The sequence below is a fragment of the Mucilaginibacter ginkgonis genome (assembly GCF_009754905.2).
In the GTDB taxonomy this organism is placed as follows: domain Bacteria; phylum Bacteroidota; class Bacteroidia; order Sphingobacteriales; family Sphingobacteriaceae; genus Mucilaginibacter; species Mucilaginibacter ginkgonis.
Genome location: NZ_CP066775.1, coordinates 1,081,438 through 1,101,260 on the forward strand (window position 1 = coordinate 1,081,438; position 19,823 = coordinate 1,101,260).

Here is a 19,823-nt window from a genome sequence, read left to right on the forward strand (position 1 = left end):
TCAAAAATTATGAATACGGAAAATAGCAATAACCCCGATCCAAATAATAACCAGATCGCGGATACCGATAGCGGGAAGAAAAGCGGTGACACTTTAAACGAAAACACTGGTGCCGATACCGAAATATCAAAAGGCACCGAGCCAAATGTACAGGATAAACCTGATGAAACGCGTGTGGAAACAGTAACGCCGGGTTTTGAGAAAGGTGATGCTGGCGCACCTGAAGAGGATAAACCCGATGCCAACAAAGGTCAGAGCGGCAGCGACACGCCATCTTCTAACAAAGGACAAGGGCCATTAGGGGAAAACTTGTAGATGTGCAGATGTGTAGATGTGTAGGTGTGTAGGTGTGCAGTAAATTTTAACTGCTAATGTTAGCCGTTATCCATTTGCACATCTGCACATTTAAAATTTGCACATTATATTAATTGCACATTTAAAAGCTACCCCTAACGTTATTTCCAAACGTTTTTGTGCTCCAGTAACCGCTATCCAAAATACGGCGTACGGTCATCAGCGGGTCGTTAGCGTCGCGTTTTTCTGCCAGCTGGAACGCCAGTTTAAAACCGCGTTTGTGCAATTCAGGTAATCCCTGCTCGTTCCATAAACCAAATGGGTAAGCAAAGTATTTAACCTCTTTACCGGTTATCTCGGCCAGTTTTTTTGTCGGCTTATCTATTTGTGTTTCCCAATCCTTACCCGCAAATTTCTTAAAGTTATGATGGTCCCAGGTATGGCTGGCTATAACGTTGCCCTCGTCGCTTAATTGCTTGATCTGCTCTTTGCTCATATAATGCGGGCGACCGATAGAAACCGTCATGATAAAGAACACGCCCTTAAAACCATATTTTTTCATTTCGGGGCGGGCAATGGTAAACTGGTCTACATCGGTATCATCAAATGTAAGCATGATGGGCTTTTTCGGTAAAGCCGCGCCGTATGCCAGGTAATTGTATAGCTGGTCGGGCAAGATGGTGTGATAACCGCTGTCTGCCAGCATTTTCATATGGTCTTTAAAGGCCTGTATCTGAACGATATAATCCTTAGCGCCTTTCGAGTCGGTTGCTTTCCAATCCCGTATCTGGTGATAACAAACGATAGGCACCTGCGCGCGCGACATTATCGTTGCTTTTGAAGCAATGGGCCCTCCCGGCGACTTGCTTTCAACAGTGGTTACTTCTTCTGTCGATGTGGTTTTGGTAACGGTTGTTGAAGTTGATTTATCACTGTTGTTTGATTTGCAGGCAACTGTCGCCAACAGGCATAGGGGTAGGATAGATGACAATAATTTACTCATAAATAAATTTTTAGTACCGGCGAAAATAACGTTTTTGCTATACGGAGTATAAGTTGTTAATAAGTATTTGCGGTGTTAAAGGTTGGTTCTATCGGTTCACCAGATCCTGATAAAGCGCCAGAAATTCACCAAGGTCGCGCCCGTCTATCAAGGCGTGGTGCACATGTATGGAAAGCGGCATCGTCTTTTTTCCATTGGTGTCTGCGACTTTGCCGAATGATATCTTAGGGCAGCTGTCTTTAAATGCGAATAATCGGGCGTGTGAAAGTGCGGTAAAATCTATCCAGGGTAAGGCAGAGAATCTTATAACGTTTTCGGCACTTGAGCGCTGCAGATCTGTTTCCGTGGCAACGCGCTTCATTACCTTTCCTGCTTCAGTATTAAACTCTTCAAAAGTAGGGTAGTAAATAAAATCGCCGAACCCAAAGGTGCCGTTATCGCGCGCCAGCGCAGAGCCCGCATCTATACGGTCGAAACGGTAGAGCTCATCATCTAATATCCGTAATTTGAAAGCTTCTAACTGGTTGGAAGCAACCAGGCATTGGTACAGGTAATAAAGAAAAAAAGATGTACCGTTCGCCTTGCTGTATTGATATGCTCTAGTGCAATCTATGGTTACCGTCACGCCGTGATAAGGCTCTTCAAACTGCTTAAAGAAGTGAAAGTGTTCTCGGCGTTTCCAGTTAGATATGTCAACTTTATGTTTCATCTGTACTATTTGTCATTTACAGACATTGAATAAGGGTAGTCTGCCGGTTTTATTCCACGTGTTTTATTAGGCTGCGGCGACATGCTAAAGTTTACGGTCGCGCCTTTCATTAATCCGCTGTGGCTTAGCCAGTTTAAATCGTAAGGCTTACCGTTATAAGAAACTGCCCCGACATATCGGTTGATGCCATTATTTTGCGGCGCGTTAATGGTTACAATTTTACCGTTCTCTAAATGGAGGCTTACCTTCTTAAATAACGGCGCGCCCAAAACGTACTGATCTACCGCAGGACAAACAGGGTAGAAGCCCATAGCCGAAAACACATACCAAGCCGATGTTTGGCCGTTATCTTCATCCCCGCAATAGCCGTCGGGTGTTGCTTTGTACAAACGGTTCATGGCCTCACGCACCCAATATTGCGTTTTCCAGGGCTCGCCCGCGTAGTTATATAAGTAAATGATGTGTTGCGCTGGCTGGTTACCATGCGCGTACTGGCCCATGTTCATGATCTGCATTTCGCGTATCTCATGGATAACGCCCCCGTAGTAACTATCGTCAAATACTGGCGGGAGGATAAATATCGAATCGAGTTTATTTACAAACTTTTCGCGTCCGCCCATCAAATTCATCAAACCGTTTATGTCATGAAAAACCGACCACGAGTAATGCCAGCTATTACCTTCGGTGAAGGCATCGCCCCATTTAAACGGGTTGAATGGCAACTGGAAGCTGCCGTCTTGATTTTTGCCGCGCATTAATCCGCTTTGCGGGTCGAACAGGTTTTTGTAATTCATTGCTCGGCTTTTATATAAAGCAAGCTCTGCCGCGGGGCGATGTAAAGCCTTGCCAAGCTGGTAAATGGCAAAGTCGTCATAGGCGTATTCCAGGGTACGGGCCGCATTTTCGTTTATCTTTACATCGTAAGGCACATAACCTAATTCGTTATAGTATTTTACTCCATAACGGCCAACTGCGGATATCGGTCCCTCGTTATTGGCGCCATGCAGCAGGGCTTCATACAATTTGTTGATGTCATATCCGCGGAGACCTTTCGCATAAGCATCAGACACAACAGATGCCGAGTTATTGCCCACCATAATATCCGCATAACCCGGGCTCGACCATTCGGGCAGCCAGCCGCCTTCTTTGTAATCGTTGATGAGCCCTTGCTGCATTTCATTATTGATAGAAGGGTACATTAGATTTAAGAAAGGATATAATGCCCTGAACGTATCCCAAAACCCTGTGCCGCCAAACATGTAGCCGGGTTTTACCTCGCCGTTGTAAGGGCTGTAGTGAACTATCTGATTCTTAGCATTTACCTCATACAGTTTGTTCGGGAAGAAAAGCATCCTGTAAAGGCACGAGTAGAACGTCCGCATCTGATCTATGGTGCCGCCCTCAACCTGCACTTTACTTAACGTTTTATTCCAAACCGCTTTAGCTTTTTGTTCGGTAACATCGAAGCTATCGTTAGCTAATTCTCGATTCAGGTTTAGCTCTGCCTGCTCGAAACTGATGAATGATGATGCAACTTTTAAGTGCACCTGCTCACCTTTACTGGTCTTGAAGCCAATAATAGCACCGGCGTGATTAACAGAAAGTTCAAGCGAGTCGTTGGCGGCTATGTTTTTGCCATTAGTGGCGTGCTTAAAAGTGAAAGGCTTATCGACATAGATCACAAAGTAATCTTTAAAGTTGGTAAGCTTACCGCGGGCATAACGGGTAGAGTAACCGATTACCTTTTGCTCTTTCGGGATGATCTTGATGTAAGAACCTTTATCCAGCGCGTCGACAACTATGAATGAGCTGTCGGTTTTAGGAAAGGTAAACCTGAACTGCGCAGCGCGTTCGGTTGGTGTAATCTCTGCGGTAACATCATGGTCAGCGAGGTAAACGCTGTAATAATATGGCTTCGAAACCTCTGCCTTGTGGCTAAACCAACTGGCGCGATCGTCCTGGTTAAATTTCGCTTTGCCGGTTACCGCCATTATCGCAAACTGGCCGTAATCATTCATCCACGGCGAAGGCTGGTGCGTTTGCTTAAAGCCACGTATCTTATCAGCGTCATAAGTATACATCCAGCCGTTGCCCATAACACCCGTTTGCGGCGACCAGGTATTCATGCCCCAGGGCAGGGCGACAGCAGGGTAGGTGTTACCGTTTGATAACGATGGTTTAGACATGCTGCCCATCAAGGGGTTGACCCATTCAACGGGGTCTGCAACTTTTTCAACCATTTGTGCAAAGCAGTGAAAGCCGGCAAGCAATAACGGCAGCAATGATATTTTCTTCATAGGTGTGATGATTAGAACAAAGATGGGTTGCCGCCCGTGCGGAACAAACCCAAGTGTTTGTATGCAAAATCTGTAACCTCGCGGCCGCGGGCGGTACGCATCAGGTAGCCTTCCTGTATCAGGAATGGCTCATACACTTCTTCAATGGTACCCTCGTCTTCGCCAACCGCGGTTGCAATGGTTTTAAGCCCAACTGGTCCGCCTTTAAACTTATTTATAATGGTAACCAGTATCTTGTTGTCCATTTCATCGAGGCCGTGCTCATCTACGTTTAACGCGTTAAGCGCATATTTCGCAATCTCGGGATCGATACTGCCGTTGCCTTTAATCTGGGCAAAATCGCGCGTGCGGCGAAGCAGAGCATTAGCGATACGGGGTGTGCCGCGGCTGCGGCGGGCAATTTCAAACGCGCCTTCTTCGGTGATTGGTGTGCGTAAAATATCTGCGGAGCGTAACACAATTGTCGTCAACAATTTAGCGTCATAGTATTCGAGCCTCGAGTTGATACCAAAGCGCGCACGTAAAGGCGCGGTAAGCAAACCCGAGCGCGTGGTAGCACCAACAAGTGTAAAAGGATTAAGTGTGATCTGCACCGAGCGGGCGTTGGGGCCGCTCTCCAGCATGATGTCAATCTTAAAGTCCTCCATGGCGGAGTATAAGTACTCCTCAACCAATGGACTTAAGCGGTGTATTTCGTCAATAAAAAGAATATCGCCGGGTTCCAGGTTTGTAAGCAGGCCCGCCAGGTCGCCGGGTTTGTCCAAAACAGGACCGGATGTGATCTTAATACCCACGCCCATTTCATTTGCGATAATATGCGAAAGAGTAGTTTTGCCTAATCCGGGAGGACCATGCAGCAGTACGTGGTCAAGCGCTTCGCCACGCTGGCGGGCTGCCTGAACAAATATTTTAAGGTTTGCTAATATTTTATGCTGACCGGTAAAGTCCTCGAATGCCTGCGGCCGCAACACTTTTTCAATATCACGCTCTGCCGGACTGAGGCGCTCCCGCTCAGGGTCGAGATGCTCATTCATTGATAACGAAAGTAAATAAATTTGTGGATGTGCAGATGTCTAATGTGCAGATGAAGCAATTAGATCCAAATTGCAAAGGTCATTTGCACATCTGCACATTTGGCACGCGCACATTGAACCTATCCTTCCGGGTATTTTCTGAAAATGCTGTTGATCTTCATCTGAATTACCCCGAAGAAGGCTTCGCGGAAAATGCCGGTCGACATTTTGGATGTGCCCTCGGTGCGGTCTGTGAAGATGATTGGAACTTCCACCAGTTTAAAGCCGTGCTTAATGGCGGTGTATTTCATTTCGATCTGAAATGCGTAACCCACAAACTTGATCTTGTCGAGATTAAGCACGCTAAACACGCGGCTACGGTAGCAAACAAAGCCGGCTGTAGAGTCGGACACATCGATTCCTGTAATGAAGCGCACATAAACCGAAGCGAAATAACTCATCAGTACGCGGCTCATTGGCCAGTTCACCACGTTTACGCCCTTTATATAACGCGACCCTACGGCCACATCTGCCCCTGATATGCAGGCATCGCGCAAGCGCGTTAAATCGCATGGATCGTGCGAGAAATCGGCATCCATCTCAAAGATATAGTCGTAATTATGAGCGATAGCCCACTTAAACCCATGTATGTATGCCGTACCTAATCCCTGTTTGCCTGACCGTTCCTCGATAAATAATTTATGCGGGAACTCGTACTGCAGATTTTTCACAATATTACCCGTCCCATCCGGAGAACCGTCATCTACTATCAGCAAATGGAATTCAACGGGCAAAGAAAAAACCTTGCGGATCATCCGCTCGATGTTTTCTTTCTCGTTATAAGTGGGAATAATGACTAAGCTGTCGGGCACAGATGTAATTTATTATTTAAGGCAGATTAAAAAAAGCCGTCCGTTAGCTAACGGACGGCTAATATCATAAAAATCGTAATTTTTTCGAAGTTTATCGGACGCCGTGCATCATTTTTTTCAAGAAGCCCGAGATAACAAACAAGACGACAGATGCCAGGCCGGCAAGACTCACGAATACCATAAAAAACTCATAGAGGTTATGAATAGTAAAACCGGCAAAAGTAGGGTAGTGAATGTCTATCTTCTCTTTTGCTAGTAACGCGATCTGCTGAGCAGTGGCGGTAATTTTACCATCAAGTACGCCTTTAAGGTCAATACCGTTTTTAGCCGCGAATTCGTATTTGTCGCCGGTTGCAGGGATGATAGCGCCTAGCGTACCTGCGAGTGCATAGCCCGCAGCGTTACCTAAAAACCAAACACCCATTAATAAAGACGAGAATCGCTTAGGTGCAAGTTTGGCAACCAAAGACAGCCCGATAGGTGATAAACACAACTCGCCTAAAGTGTGGAACAAATACATGATGATAAGCCAGATCACCGCAACCTTGCCTGTATTGCCAATAGCTTTCATCTGTATAGCGATAATGTAGTAGCCAATAGCAAGCAATAACAATCCAAGCGATTGTTTAACCGGTGAGATCGGCTCCATGCCGCGTTTTTGAAGGAATAGCCAGAGGATACTAAATGGCAGGGCGAACACAACTATGAATAGCGAGTTGGCATTTTGCACCAGGCTTGGCGGCATTTGCCAGCCGAAAACGTTCAAGTCTGTTTGTTTATCGGCCACGAAAGTTAAAGACGAACCTGCCTGCTCAAACGCCGACCAAAAGAAGATCACAAAGAACGCCACGATATACAAAACAATGATCCGGTCGCGCTCTACTTTGGTAATTGACTTGTCTGTCAAAATCAATATTGCCAGGCTTATACCTGCCGCGTATATAAAAGGGTAAACCCAGCTCTTAATAGGGTTAGGGTCTGCCGATAGCACGTGTATGCCAAAGAATAAGGCGATCATGGTAATTGCGACCGCGATTATCGCTGTGGTAGAGAAGTTTGCTTTCTCAACTTCGCCGGTCGGACTTAGTGTGCTGCTGTTACCTTTAGGCCGGGTGCCTACGCCATTGCCATCAGGATCTACAACATATTTGTTTTTAAGGAAGATAAACATTACCGTGCCTAAAAACATTGCGGCACCCGCGGCCAGGAAGCCCCATTTAAAGGCTTCAACCACACGCATTTCGCCATGTTTAACGTCACCCAGTAAAGGGCAAATGGTCATCCCTAGAAATGCGCCAACGTTTATACCCATGTAAAAGATAGTAAATGCTGAATCGAGGCGTGAATCGCCTTTTCGATAGATCTGCCCAACCAGGGATGATATATTGGGTTTAAAAAAACCGTTACCAATAATAATTACTGCCAGCGCTCCCCACATGATCATTTTTGCCAGGTCGACATTCCCGGTATAGGTGTAGCCGCTTAAAAAAAGCAGTAACTGGCCGCAGCCCATGATCATACCGCCAAGGATGATACAACTGCGGTTACCTAAAAATTGGTCGGCAATGTAACCGCCAAGCATGGGGGTAAGGTATGATAAACCTAAAAAGCCACCATAGATAATTGCCGCGTCTTTATCAGAAAAATTAAGGGCGTTAACTAAAAACAGTGTGAGCAAGGCCCGCATACCGTAAAAGTTAAACCGTTCCCACATTTCTGTAGAGAACAATACGAAAAGACCCTTAGGGTGGCCTTTTTGCGGTGTAAGGTTACTCGCGTCTAACGCAACAATATCTGGTTCGGTACTCATATATCAAGTGTAAAAATTTTTCTAAAATAGGATATTTATAACAAACCGAAATTTAATTCGGATTAGCAGATGTTAAACGTCCCGATGTTTTGGTTTTTCTGCAATCTGACTAGTTGCGCCGTCCGGCCGAAAGGCGGTCGCGTTTGGCTTCGTTCCGTGGATCTGTCATGTCATCTGCGGCAGATGCCCCGTTTCGCATGTCTATGTTGTCTTTGAAAGCCCATTTCCCGTTAATCAGCTGGTAGGCATCGTAGCTAAGGTCGGGGCCATACTCGTCATACTTGCCTTCCATGCCTTTGGCCGGTGGCACCAGATGGTCAAATACAATGGTTGCCTTTTCGGGCAGATACTTCAGCATCATTGATACCTGCCGGCTGTATTCAAATATTACACGATCGGCAGGTTTGCCTTTGCCATTAAATACCGGGGCGCCAAAAACAGGCTTGCCATCTTTGAAGCTCAATACATCTATCACCTTTTTGGTGGTCTTTACATTGTTGCCCTTCCAGCCTAATAAAACGTAATAGGGTTTTGCCTGGCCAACCGGTACAATGGTGTAATATTGGGCACCGTACCATTGCGTGTTTGACGTAACCGTGTCGCGCGGAGCTTTTATAAACGGCGTATAATCTGCCAAAGGGAACAGTTGCAATTTGCCCGCAGTGTTCATTTGTACGGCACCATAAAAGCGGTAGCTGCCATCTTCATTCATCACATGCCAGCTAAAAATGCGAAACTTATTATCTGGCGAGTAAAGCGTAGTGATACTTTTCACTGAGTCGAACCGTAAGTTATAGGAACCGGGCCTGTTAAGTGTTTTAACCAATGTTCTGATGAAGGTGTAATTGGCGTTTTTCCGTTCAACATCTACAGTGTCGTTCACCATTTTTTTGCCAAGGTAAATGAGACTATCCTGGTATGTAGTAACAACTGGTTTGATTCGCCGTGTTACCTGCGCTACACTCAGTAATGGCATCAATACAGCCAGCCAAATGAATAAGCTTTTCTTCATCAAATTATTAACGCAAATTTTCTATAACCATTGCGCTTGCACCGCCGCCACCGTTACAAATTCCGGCTGCACCATATTTACCGCCTTTTTGCTGTAACACGTGTAACAGCGTTACAATGATACGGGCACCCGATGCACCCAGCGGATGGCCTAAAGCCACGGCGCCGCCGTTGATATTTACAACGTCGGGCGATAATTGCAGTAACTGGTTATTGGCAATGGCCACTACAGAGAATGCCTCATTTATTTCAAAATAATCGATGTCGCTATTTTGCAAACCTGCGCGCTGTAGGGCCAGCGGGATAGCTTTTGACGGGGCCGTGGTGAACCACTCGGGCGCCTGCTGGGCGTCCGCGTAAGATACTATGCGCGCTAAAGGCTTAACATTCATTGCTTCTGCTCGCGTTTTGCTCATTAACACCAATGCAGCCGCGCCGTCATTCAGGGTTGATGCGTTTGCGGCGGTTACGGTACCTGCCTTATCAAATACAGGCCTTAAGCCGGGTATCTTGTCATAATTTACAGCAGACGGCTCTTCGTCTGTATCGAAAATGGTAACGTTGCCTTTCCTATCCTTTATTTCGATCGGCGCTATCTCTTCTTTAAAAAAGCCTTGTGCTTGGGCATGCTGCGCCCGTTTATAAGAGTCGATGGCGTAGGCGTCCTGGTCTTGACGTGATATTTTGCAATCTGTAGCGCAAAGTTCTGCGGCGTTGCCCATGTGATAGTCATTATACACATCCCACAAGCCGTCTTTAACCAAACCATCTGTGATTTGGCCGTGGCCTAAACGATATCCGTTTCGGGCTTTGTCCAGATAATATGGCACATTACTCATGCTCTCCATACCGCCGGCAATGATAATATCTTGCTGCCCTAAGGCTATGCTTTGCGCCGCCAGCATAATTGCTTTCATTCCTGACGCACATACTTTATTCACCGTGGTGGCAGGCAAATCTGCAAAGCCTGCAAATTTTGCGGCTTGAGTGGCTGGTGCCTGGCCTAAATTGGCAGACAGCACATTGCCCATGTATATTTCCTGTATTTGTTCGGGCTTCAAACCCGCTTTTTCTGTAACTGATTTGATAACCGCGCCACCTAATTGCGTAGCCGACAGTGATGATAAGCTGCCGCCAAAGCTGCCTATGGCAGTGCGCGTGGCTGCGACTATATAAACTTCTTGCATTGGTTTTTTATTGGGGTGGCAATTTACAGTTTTTCACCTGTAAAGATGAACTCACAACCGCCGTAACACAAGTGTTTTAAAGTTTGTTACTTTTGTTTAGTTACAACAATGGCAAAACTTCCACAGTCCAGGCAAAAGGCAATATTGCGCAAATACGCGGTCAATGTAAAGTACCTTATGATATTGGCGAGCATTTGCTTTATTGTGCTCACCTTGCCAAAGCAGGCCAAGTTTAGGTATGAGTATGAAAAGGGTAGGGTGTGGAACCAAAAAGACTTGATATCGCCATACAGTTTCGCCATTCTAAAAACTCCGCAAGAAATAGATAACGACCGGGCTGCAGCGCTTAATACCGTTAAGCCAATTTATCAGCTAAATGAAGACGTAAAGCAACAGCAGACAGATGGTTACAAAGGTGATTTTGAGATTAAGTGGCACGATGCAGGCTTTAATGAAACACTCAAGCAACGGTATTTTACGACCGGTTTAAGCCTTCTCGGGAGTATTTATGACAAGGGAGTCCTCTCTCTTAATTCCAAGTACCAGCAGCGCTCGGCAAACTATCCCATTACGATCCTGAACCACAATGTAGCTACTGAACAAAACACTGCCGAACTTTTTACAAAGGATAAAGCACTTGCTTATGCGGAAAAGGAACTAAATGGAACAAAACTTGACAAGGCTTTTTTGCTTAACCTTTTACAAAATCGTGTTCAAAACAATCTTTTGTACGATGATAAGCTAACTAACCGGTTGGAAAAGGATGTGCTGGACGGTATTTCTACCACGCACGGCATGGTGCAAAAGGGTGAAGTGATCGTTATCAAAGGCGTTGTCATCAACAATGATATCTACCAAAAACTCGAATCGTACAAACAGGCTTTTGAAGACAATGCCCGCAGCAACGGCGACAGGTATCTGGTTATGCTGGGTCAGTTTTTGCTGGTCGCGGTAGTCATTACCTTATTAATCGTTTTTCTTTACCTTTTCAGAAAAGACATCTACTACGATAATCGCCTTGTCGGTCTGATATTGCTGGTGATAACCGCCATGCTGGTTACGCTGTCGCTAGCTATACGTTTACAATTCCCCAATTTGTATTACATACCATACTGTATTGTCCCCATCATTATCCGGATATTATTTGATACAAGGCTGGCGCTGAACATACACCTGCTGGTGATCTTGATAGCGGGTTTCTTTGTACCCAACAGCTTTGAGTTTGCTTACTATGAATTAACAGCCGGAATGGTGTCTATTTACAGCATCAAAAACCTTATCCGTCGAGAACAATTCCTGTCATCGGCTTTGCTTATTACCTTAAATTACTTCGTAGCATTTTTAGGCATATCGTTTATTCGCGAGGGTAATTTTGCTACGATAGACTGGTTCGATTTCTTTCCGTTTATCGTGAGCGTTTTACTTACGCTGTTAGCTTATCCGCTCATTTACGCGTTCGAGCGTGTATTTGGCATTACATCAGAAATTACACTTATCGAACTCACTAATACCAATGCACCGCTGCTTAGAAAACTCGCTTTCAGTGCTCCGGGGACGTTTCAGCATTCGTTACAGGTAGCAAACCTTGCCGAAAATGCCATTTACAGTATTGGCGGTAACGCGTTGCTGGTTAGGGCAGGGGCTTTATACCACGACATTGGCAAACTGGAAAATCCGTTGTTTTTTATAGAGAACCAAAGCTCGGGCTTCAACCCGCACGATAAACTACCTTACGAAGAAAGCGCGCAGATCATCATCCGCCATGTAAGCAAGGGAGCAGATATCGCGCGCAAAAACGGCATCCCCGAAGTGGTCGTCGATTTTATTCGTACGCATCATGGCAACACCCGGGTAGATTATTTTTACCAGTCGTTCCTAAAAAACTACCCTGAGAAAGGTATTGACGAAAATATATTCCGGTACCCGGGACCGATACCATTTTCTAAAGAAACAGGTGTGCTTATGTTGGCCGATTCTATAGAAGCTGCATCGCGGTCTCTTAAAGAACCCGATGTGGCGTCCATCAGTAACCTGGTAGATAAGATCGTTAGCTATAAGCTAGACCAGGGACAGTTGAACGACAGCAATATCACCCTTAAAGACTTACAAACCATTAAGGACATCTTTAAAAAGATGCTGATGAGCATCTATCACGTGCGGATAGACTATTAGTGTAAAATTTATTTTGCCGCCCTTTTCGTTTTGCTATATTTGCACTCCCAAAACGGGATGTTTATTATTTGGTGAGGTGCCTGAGAGGCCGAAAGGACCAGTTTGCTAAACTGGCGTACGGGAAACTGTACCGAGGGTTCGAATCCCTCCCTCACCGCAAAAAAGAAAGGCTGCACAATGTGCGGCCTTTCTTTTTTGGTGACTAATAATGTGAGAAGTCTCTATTTCTTTTCCGCGATGCAAAAACTAAGTGCGCTGCAAAGAGTATGGTAGCCATTACTTTCTCCAGCAACAGTTATGCTCGCGACAACGCTTAAATGGGTATAATACCTGCTGCGGCTTACAATGTGCTTAGTAAGAATCTAGTTATAATTAACTGTAGCTGAATAGACATACTATTACTGTGTATTTAGTAGAATTTATTAACTTCGCAAACTTTAAATCATAACATCTTACTTGCTCATAACCCCAAACGAAAATTTTCAGATTTACTTGTAGTGAAAATAAATTCTTCCAAAATATCCAAATTGATGAGCATAAGTAAAATTTGAGTTCACAGCATTATAGCAGCGTAGGAAAGCTCCAATTGTAATTAAATGAAAACTAATAGGTCATATATAATTGCCGAAGCAGGTGTTAATCATAACGGGGATGTAAACATAGCTCTTCAGCTTATTGATGAAGCTAGTAAAGCAGGTGCAGATTGTGTGAAATTCCAGACATTCAAGGCTAGTCAGATTGTTTCAAAAAATTCGCCTAAAGCGAAATATCAGCTTCTGGTCACAGACCCGAAAGAATCGCAAGCGGAGATGCTTAAAAAATTAGAATTGGACTTAGATGCGTACAAAATACTTATAGAACGCTGTAAAGAGAAAGACATAGATTTTCTTTCCACTCCTTATAACAAACAAGATGCAGATTTTTTAGAAGATCTTAACGTTACGGGATATAAAATTGCATCCGGGCAACTTACAGAGATACCGTTTTTAAAATATGTCGCAGCGAAACAAAAAACTATGATCATTTCTACCGGAATGGCAAACATGGCAGATGTTTTTTCTGCTGTTGAAGCTATTCGCGAGACTGGTAACGATGATATAATAGTTTTGCAATGCACCACCAATTACCCCTCAAAAATTGAAGATGCAAATATTTTAGCCATGGATAGTATCAAAGTGGCCTGTAAAGTAAGAGTAGGCTATTCAGATCACGTCGAAAATAATTTTGCCTGTTATGCCGCAGTTGCTTTAGGTGCAGAGATCGTTGAAAAACATTTCACTCTGGACAAGAATATGGAAGGGCCCGATCATAGCTCTTCCCTTAATCCTGAAGAATTTAAGGAACTTATTTACTGTATAAGGCAGGTAGAGCAATCTTTAGGAACAGGCTTGAAGGTTCCATCTGTAATAGAAAGGGATAATATTTATGGTATGAAGAGGAGCCTGGTAGCTTTATCTGATTTGGCGGCAGGAACTGTGCTCGAAGAAAAACATATCGGTTATAAACGGCCGGCGAATGGATTAAGCCCTAACATGGTAGACGATATCCTCGGTAAACAATTGCTTACTGATGTGAAAGAAGACGAAGCACTTCAATACAGCGCTATCAAATGGTAGATCGCACCATAAAAGTTATCAATTCAGCAGAAACAACTCTGTTAGACTTGTTCATTGCCAATGCCGGATCTTCTCTTCAAACTTTCCGATATTTTCAAAGCAGACCTTACACTGTGTTGAATAATCATATAACAACGTGTTTATTGATGGAAGGAAATGAGCCTGTTGGATATGGGCATTTAGATAAAGATCAAGGCCAAGACACTGTTTGGTTGGGTATAGCCGTTTCAGAGAAACATAAAGGTAAGGGTTTAGGAAAACGGATTATGAATTATCTGATAGCCAGCGCTAAAACAAATCAAATTGCCAAACTTAAGCTTACGGTTGATGATACCAACATTGCAGCAATCCATTTATATCAAAAATTTGGTTTTAAAGCTGCAGGTAATGTTAAAGATAGTTGCTTATTAATGGAACTTGAAGTCTCACATGCATAATATCTATATTAGTTCACTGGCATTTCTGGGAAACACTCCTGAAAACATCATCCAAATAGCTAAAGAAAATGATTTTGCTATTGAATTCAGTTCAGGAATGCCGTTCCGAGTCGATATGTCAGAGATTTATGAAAATGCGGCTATCAAAAGAATGCCGCATAATTATTTTCCCGCTCCGGAGGTTCCGTTTGTTTTAAATCTTGCAAGCAAGGATGACGCAATCAGACAACGTTCTGTCCAACATTGTATTGATGGCTTAAAAATGTCAAAGAAATCTAATGCACCCTTCTTTTCAGCGCATGCCGGATTTTGTATCGACCCAAATCCCGCAGATCTTGGAAATCAGCTTAAAGTTGATATCCAATTTGATGTAAATCTTCATAAACAGCTTTTTGTTGAATCCGTTAAACTCATTTTGTCGGAAGCCGAAAACTTAGGCGTTGATTTCCTGATCGAAAACAATGTTATCACCAGATTTAACTTAACAAGTGAGGGTAAGAATCCACTTTTGTGTTGTGAGCATAACGATATTGATTGGCTTTTTACAGAATTACAAAACAACAGGTTTGGCTTGTTATTGGATACTGCGCATTTAAAGGTGAGCTGTGCTACTCTAGAATTAGATTTAAATCTGGAAGTGGACTCGATAAAAACATTTATTCGCGCTGTACATCATAGCGATAATGATGGCACTACGGATACTAATATGCCTGTTAGTCAAAGCTACTGGTTTCAAAAGTATATGAGCCGGTTTAAACAAATTGCTCATGTGATTGAGGTAAAAAAGATATCTATAAACGAAATAAACGAGCAAATCAAACTATTAACTCAATGGATGTTAAAGAATTAACAGTACAGTGTGACCAGAATATTAAAAGTGCCCTTGAAGGTCTGAATACCACGGGATTGGGCATACTATTTGTAACTGACAATAATAATATTTTATCCGGCATAATTACAGACGGTGATATAAGACGCGCCCTATTAGCAGGTAAAGAACTTAGTTCTGCAATTAAGGATGTGATGAACCTGGACTATACTTCACTTCCTGTCGATACCGACAACAGCGTTATACTAGACGCTATTACAAATAAAGTTAAGATTATTCCTTTAGTTGATGTGGCTGGTAAACTTGTTGATTATGCTTCTATCAACAAGATAAGAAGAATATCAGTTGCGTCGCCTCTACTTAATGGCAATGAATTGGCTTATGTTACTGACTGCATTAAGTCTAGTTGGATATCATCTCAAGGAAAGTACGTACGCGAGTTCGAAAAAATTTTTACTGATTATCATGGTGGAATGCCTGCCCTGGCTGTTAGCAATGGTACGGTAGCCTTGCACCTTGCACTTGACGCCTTAGGCATTACCAAGGGTGACGAGGTGCTCGTAGCAGATCTTACTTTCGCCGCATCAGTTAATTCGATAATATATACCGGTGCTACGCCTGTATTGATAGATATTGAACCTGATACCTGGAATATAGATTTAACTAAGGCCGAGGAAAAAGTTACAGCAAATACTAAAGCTATTATGCCTGTACACTTATATGGGCACCCTTGTGATATGGATGCTGTTGCAGCCTTTGCAAAAAAATACAATTTATTAGTAATTGAAGATTGTGCAGAGGCTTTAGGAAGTTTTTATAACGGTAAACCTGTAGGGGTTTTCGGTGATGTTTCTACTTATAGTTTTTATGGAAACAAAACAATTACTACCGGCGAAGGTGGAATGGTTGTCTTTAAAGACTCTGCTATTGCAGAAAGAGCTGCCATGCTTAGAGATCATGGTATGCAAAAGACCAAAAGATACTGGCATGCAGAGGTTGGTTACAATTACAGATTAACTAATATACAAGCTGCTATAGGTGTGGCACAATTCGAAAAAATTGACGAATTTTTAGCGGCTAAAAGACATATCGCCAAAACCTATAACCAAACACTGGCTAGGAGCCCTTATTTTCAGATTCCGGCAGAGAAAGAAAATACCGTTAATTCTTATTGGCTTTACACATTTCTCGTTAATGAATCAGCTCCATTTAAAAGGGAAGAACTAATGGAGTATCTAAATAATACCGGCGTTGAAACAAGACCTGTATTTTTTCCAATGCATCAAATGCCACCTTATTTAAATTTTGGAAAACCAGAAGATTTAAAGGTTTCTATCCACGTGTCTGAATGTGGTATGAGTTTACCTTCTTCGGTAAACTTAACAGACATAGAGCTTAATCATATTTGTAATTCGATAAACGAGTTTGTAAAGAAATTTGAATAAAATGAAAATATTGATAATTGGTCTTGGTTCTATGGGGAAACGTAGAATAAGAAACCTCAAAGCGTTAAATATTTCAGACATATGCGGTTTTGACCAACGTGCCGACAGGAGAAAGGAAGCAGAAGATTTATATGGCATCAAAACCTATTCAACATTTGAAGATGCTTTAGCTACAAAGGTTGATGCACTTGTTATTTCTGTCCCGCCCGATATCCATCATGTTTACATGAAGCACGCAATAAAAGAGCAATTGCCTTTTTTTGTAGAAGCAAGTGTAGTCGATGACGATATGGACAGCATTATTAAAGATGTTGAGCAAGCAGGCATACTTGCTGCACCATCGTCAACAATGACTTTTCATCCGGCCATTAAAAAAATAATGTCGTTTGTTACTGAAGGAGTTTTAGGAAAAATAACAAACGTAATCTATCATTCAGGACAATATTTACCAGATTGGCACACCTATGAAACAGTAAAGGAATTTTATGTGTCAAATAAATCTACCGGCGGGGCGAGAGAAATTGTCCCTTTTGAACTTACATGGTTAGTTAAGCTTTTAGGGTTTCCTGCAGCTGTTACCGGTTTATTCAAAAAAACGATTGAAATAACCGGTGCTGAAGAAATAGATGATACATACAATGCGTTGTTTGATTATGGATCATTTATCCTTAACCTAAGTATAGATGTTGTTTCAAGGCTTGCTACGAGGAAATTACTTATCAACGGGTCTGAAGGTCAATTACAATGGGACTGGAACGATGATTATATAACGGTTTACACACCCGATCAAGGTAGTTTAAAACATCATTTCAGCTTAATAGATGCTCAAGCGGGGTACAACAAAAACATCACAGAGCAAATGTATATCGAAGAGATGGACGCATTTATTCAATCGATAAATCAAAACCGGCCATTCGTTAACGATTTGAGGCAAGATCATAAAGTCTTAAAACTTTTATATGCATTAGAGGAGTCTGGTAATAACGCTAAAACTGTTAAAATAGAGTGGTAGGTATTTTATTTACAGCAAGGCTAGGTTCAAGCAGGTTATCTAAAAAGCATTTATTTGAGGCGAATAGCCGCACTTTCATTGAATGGTTGACCGGGCGCTTCGCCAACGAGTTTCGGACGGAAATTGAAAATGGCGAAGTTAAATTGGTTTTGGCTACATCCAGCGAGCCGGAGAATACTGCTTTTGAAAAAGTATTGAAACCATTGGGCGTCGAAGTGTTTTATGGAGCAAATTCAAATATTCCTCAGCGGCATTTAAGTTGCGCGCAAAAATTTAACATGGATCAAATCATTTCGATCGATGGAGATGATATTTTATGTTCAACATATGCGGCCCGGCAAGTTTTTCAGGCATTTGTAAATGTTACATCCGCCGACATCATAGAAGCGGTCGGTCTTCCGCTTGGAATGAATTGTTCCGGCTATACAGTGGCCTATCTTGATCAATCGTTAAAGAACTACAAGCAGGAAAAAAAGATTGAAACCGGGTGGGGACGCGTCTTTGTGAATCCAAAAAAGGAAGTTATAAGATGTGGAAATTATGATATATATGATAAACTGCGTTTAACACTTGACTATGAGGATGACCGAGTGTTTTTTGCAACCGTTATTGATTTTTTTGGAGATAAAATCCTTGATATCAAAGATGAAAAATTGATTGACGGTATTAAAGCGAACAAATTTGATGAGATAAACAATCATCTATTCGATATTTATTGGGACAATTTTAATTCACTAAAAGCTGAAGAGCAACGCGAAGCGTGATGGAAAACGAAGATTACAAAAGAAAATTAAATAGTGTAATACCGGGTGGGGCACATACCTACAGCAGGGGCGATGACCAATATCCAAGTAATGCGCCTGCAATTTTGGATCGCGGAAAAGGAGCCTACGTTTGGGACCCGTCGGGTAAAAAATATTTGGATTATGGAATGGCCTTGCGAGCCGTAACATTAGGATACGCCGACGAAAATGTGAACATGGCCGCTTTTGCACAAATGGAAAAAGGCGTTAACCTTACCAGGGCAACCACTTTAGAGCTTGAGGCTGCCGAGACGATGGTTGGTCTAGTTAAAGGAGCTGACATGGTTAAGTTTGCAAAAAATGGATCAAATGTAACCACAGCCGCAGTTAAAATTGCCAGAGCTTATACTGGTAGAAAATATGTATGTGTGCCTAAACAGCAGCCATTTTTCTCGTTTGATGATTGGTTTATAGGAACCACGCCTATTTTAAAAGGTATCCCGGCAGAACATCATTCTACAACACTGGTTTTTGAATACAATAACATCGCATCCCTGGCGGCATTATTTGATGCACATCCGGGTGAAATTGCTGCTGTAATTATGGAGCCTGCCACTACCTTGCTTCCAACAGTATGCGAAATTGATGGTAAGCAAACTAATTTTCTTAAACAAGTACAATCGATATGTAATAAAAATGGCACTGTGTTTATCATTGATGAAATGATTACCGGTTTCAGATGGCACCTAAATGGTGCACAAGCCTATTATGGTATTGAACCAGATATTTCAACCTTTGGCAAGGGAATGGCAAATGGATTTGCAGTAGCGGCCCTTGTTGGCAAACGTGAGCTTATGGATGTAGGTAGTATTAATAAGTTGGGCTCTGAGCGCACATTTTTACTTTCTACTACTCACGGGGCAGAAATGTGCGGTTTAGGCGCATTTTTAGAAACAGTAAAAACTTACCGAGAACAAAATGTTATTGATCATCTTTGGAATTTTGGAGAAAAGCTTTTCAATGGCATCAATCAAATTAGTGCCGGTTTAAATATCAAAGATTTCTTTTACATGGATGGAAACCCTGTCTCCATGAACTACGTTGCAAAAGATAACGAGGGTGCCGTCTCTTTAGGATTTAGAACCCTATTCTCACAAGAAATGATTAAGAACGGAGTGCTTATTCCTTGGATAGCCCCAAGCTTTATGCATAGAGAAGAGGAATTAGATTTTACGATGGACGCTGCAGAAAAATCACTTAAAGTCGTTAAACAGGCTTTGAATGAGGGCTTGGAAAAATACCTCGTTGGGCCGTCGATCAAACCGGTTTTCCGTCAATTCAATTAACAGTATTAAAGTAGATATCTCCTATAT

Annotated in this window: 17 protein-coding genes and 1 tRNA gene; 10 read left to right on the forward strand and 8 right to left on the reverse strand. The window is 42.8% G+C overall.

The window, feature by feature from the left end; translation table 11 throughout:
• Window positions 1-9 precede the first annotated feature (9 nt).
• The gene (locus tag GO620_RS05025; protein ID WP_157526676.1) at window positions 10-315 is read left to right on the forward strand and encodes a hypothetical protein; all 306 of its coding nucleotides are present in this window, start codon (window positions 10-12) and stop codon (window positions 313-315) included.
• A gap of 121 nt (window positions 316-436) precedes the next feature.
• Here GO620_RS05025 and GO620_RS05030 read toward each other — a convergent pair whose 3' ends face one another.
• The 8 genes from GO620_RS05030 to GO620_RS05065 all read right to left on the reverse strand — a co-directional run bounded on the left by GO620_RS05030 (window position 437) and on the right by GO620_RS05065 (window position 10,196).
• Complete coding sequence (locus tag GO620_RS05030) at window positions 437-1,297, reverse strand: polysaccharide deacetylase family protein (protein ID WP_157526675.1); 861 nt, start codon at window positions 1,295-1,297, stop codon at window positions 437-439.
• An 88-nt stretch (window positions 1,298-1,385) separates the two neighbouring features.
• Entirely contained in the window at window positions 1,386-2,006 is a 621-nt protein-coding gene (locus GO620_RS05035; protein WP_157526674.1) for a chloramphenicol acetyltransferase, read from the reverse strand.
• A 5-nt stretch (window positions 2,007-2,011) separates the two neighbouring features.
• The gene (locus GO620_RS05040; protein ID WP_157526673.1) at window positions 2,012-4,303 is read right to left on the reverse strand and encodes a GH92 family glycosyl hydrolase; all 2,292 of its coding nucleotides are present in this window, start codon (window positions 4,301-4,303) and stop codon (window positions 2,012-2,014) included.
• Between the two features lie 11 nt (window positions 4,304-4,314).
• A complete protein-coding gene (gene ruvB, locus GO620_RS05045) occupies window positions 4,315-5,337 on the reverse strand; it encodes a Holliday junction branch migration DNA helicase RuvB (RefSeq protein WP_157526672.1) in 1,023 nt (340 codons plus the stop codon).
• A 119-nt stretch (window positions 5,338-5,456) separates the two neighbouring features.
• On the reverse strand, window positions 5,457-6,188 hold the full coding sequence (locus GO620_RS05050; protein WP_200230700.1) for a polyprenol monophosphomannose synthase: 732 nt from the start codon (window positions 6,186-6,188) through the stop codon (window positions 5,457-5,459).
• A 91-nt stretch (window positions 6,189-6,279) separates the two neighbouring features.
• Entirely contained in the window at window positions 6,280-7,998 is a 1,719-nt protein-coding gene (locus tag GO620_RS05055) for a peptide MFS transporter (protein WP_157526671.1), read from the reverse strand.
• 109 nt (window positions 7,999-8,107) lie between these two features.
• A complete protein-coding gene (locus tag GO620_RS05060; RefSeq protein WP_157526670.1) occupies window positions 8,108-9,010 on the reverse strand; it encodes a hypothetical protein in 903 nt (300 codons plus the stop codon).
• A 7-nt stretch (window positions 9,011-9,017) separates the two neighbouring features.
• Complete coding sequence (locus tag GO620_RS05065) at window positions 9,018-10,196, reverse strand: acetyl-CoA C-acyltransferase (protein ID WP_157526669.1); 1,179 nt, start codon at window positions 10,194-10,196, stop codon at window positions 9,018-9,020.
• Between the two features lie 108 nt (window positions 10,197-10,304).
• On the opposite strand from GO620_RS05065, the gene GO620_RS05070 reads away from it, so the two are divergent.
• The 9 genes from GO620_RS05070 to GO620_RS05110 all read left to right on the forward strand — a co-directional run bounded on the left by GO620_RS05070 (window position 10,305) and on the right by GO620_RS05110 (window position 19,796).
• Window positions 10,305-12,368, forward strand: coding sequence for an HD family phosphohydrolase (locus GO620_RS05070; protein ID WP_157526668.1), 2,064 nt, complete (start codon window positions 10,305-10,307; stop codon window positions 12,366-12,368).
• Between the two features lie 70 nt (window positions 12,369-12,438).
• A tRNA-Ser gene (locus GO620_RS05075) sits at window positions 12,439-12,525 on the forward strand.
• Between the two features lie 439 nt (window positions 12,526-12,964).
• Window positions 12,965-13,984, forward strand: a complete 1,020-nt coding sequence (neuB, locus tag GO620_RS05080) for an N-acetylneuraminate synthase (protein WP_157526667.1) — start codon at window positions 12,965-12,967, stop codon at window positions 13,982-13,984.
• A complete protein-coding gene (locus GO620_RS05085) occupies window positions 13,978-14,421 on the forward strand; it encodes a GNAT family N-acetyltransferase (protein ID WP_157526666.1) in 444 nt (147 codons plus the stop codon). Before neuB ends, GO620_RS05085 begins: the two co-directional genes overlap by 7 nt.
• Entirely contained in the window at window positions 14,414-15,271 is an 858-nt protein-coding gene (locus GO620_RS05090) for a sugar phosphate isomerase/epimerase family protein (RefSeq protein ID WP_157526665.1), read from the forward strand. Before GO620_RS05085 ends, GO620_RS05090 begins: the two co-directional genes overlap by 8 nt.
• Complete coding sequence (locus GO620_RS05095) at window positions 15,253-16,695, forward strand: aminotransferase class I/II-fold pyridoxal phosphate-dependent enzyme (RefSeq protein WP_157526664.1); 1,443 nt, start codon at window positions 15,253-15,255, stop codon at window positions 16,693-16,695. The genes GO620_RS05090 and GO620_RS05095 overlap by 19 nt, the downstream gene beginning before the upstream one ends.
• Window position 16,696: 1 nt before the next feature.
• A complete protein-coding gene (locus GO620_RS05100) occupies window positions 16,697-17,707 on the forward strand; it encodes a Gfo/Idh/MocA family protein (RefSeq protein WP_157526663.1) in 1,011 nt (336 codons plus the stop codon).
• Entirely contained in the window at window positions 17,701-18,471 is a 771-nt protein-coding gene (locus tag GO620_RS05105; RefSeq protein ID WP_157526662.1) for a cytidylyltransferase domain-containing protein, read from the forward strand. Before GO620_RS05100 ends, GO620_RS05105 begins: the two co-directional genes overlap by 7 nt.
• A complete protein-coding gene (locus GO620_RS05110; protein ID WP_157526661.1) occupies window positions 18,471-19,796 on the forward strand; it encodes a glutamate-1-semialdehyde 2,1-aminomutase in 1,326 nt (441 codons plus the stop codon). Before GO620_RS05105 ends, GO620_RS05110 begins: the two co-directional genes overlap by 1 nt.
• The last annotated feature ends 27 nt before the right edge of the window (window positions 19,797-19,823 follow it).

Bases quoted from the DNA above. Each gene is read 5' to 3' on its own strand.
- GO620_RS05040 (WP_157526673.1), bottom strand. From the start codon at position 4,303: ATGAAGAAAATATCATTGCTGCCGTTATTGCTTGCCGGCTTTCACTGC.
- GO620_RS05065 (WP_157526669.1), bottom strand. From the start codon at position 10,196: ATGCAAGAAGTTTATATAGTCGCAGCCACGCGCACTGCCATAGGCAGC.
- GO620_RS05090 (WP_157526665.1), top strand. From the start codon at position 14,414: ATGCATAATATCTATATTAGTTCACTGGCATTTCTGGGAAACACTCCT.
- GO620_RS05035 (WP_157526674.1), bottom strand. From the start codon at position 2,006: ATGAAACATAAAGTTGACATATCTAACTGGAAACGCCGAGAACACTTT.
- GO620_RS05070 (WP_157526668.1), top strand. From the start codon at position 10,305: ATGGCAAAACTTCCACAGTCCAGGCAAAAGGCAATATTGCGCAAATAC.
- GO620_RS05030 (WP_157526675.1), bottom strand. From the start codon at position 1,297: ATGAGTAAATTATTGTCATCTATCCTACCCCTATGCCTGTTGGCGACA.
- GO620_RS05025 (WP_157526676.1), top strand. From the start codon at position 10: ATGAATACGGAAAATAGCAATAACCCCGATCCAAATAATAACCAGATC.
- GO620_RS05110 (WP_157526661.1), top strand. From the start codon at position 18,471: ATGGAAAACGAAGATTACAAAAGAAAATTAAATAGTGTAATACCGGGT.
- neuB (WP_157526667.1), top strand. From the start codon at position 12,965: ATGAAAACTAATAGGTCATATATAATTGCCGAAGCAGGTGTTAATCAT.
- GO620_RS05095 (WP_157526664.1), top strand. From the start codon at position 15,253: ATGGATGTTAAAGAATTAACAGTACAGTGTGACCAGAATATTAAAAGT.
- GO620_RS05055 (WP_157526671.1), bottom strand. From the start codon at position 7,998: ATGAGTACCGAACCAGATATTGTTGCGTTAGACGCGAGTAACCTTACA.
- GO620_RS05085 (WP_157526666.1), top strand. From the start codon at position 13,978: ATGGTAGATCGCACCATAAAAGTTATCAATTCAGCAGAAACAACTCTG.
- GO620_RS05060 (WP_157526670.1), bottom strand. From the start codon at position 9,010: ATGAAGAAAAGCTTATTCATTTGGCTGGCTGTATTGATGCCATTACTG.
- GO620_RS05100 (WP_157526663.1), top strand. From the start codon at position 16,697: ATGAAAATATTGATAATTGGTCTTGGTTCTATGGGGAAACGTAGAATA.
- ruvB (WP_157526672.1), bottom strand. From the start codon at position 5,337: ATGAATGAGCATCTCGACCCTGAGCGGGAGCGCCTCAGTCCGGCAGAG.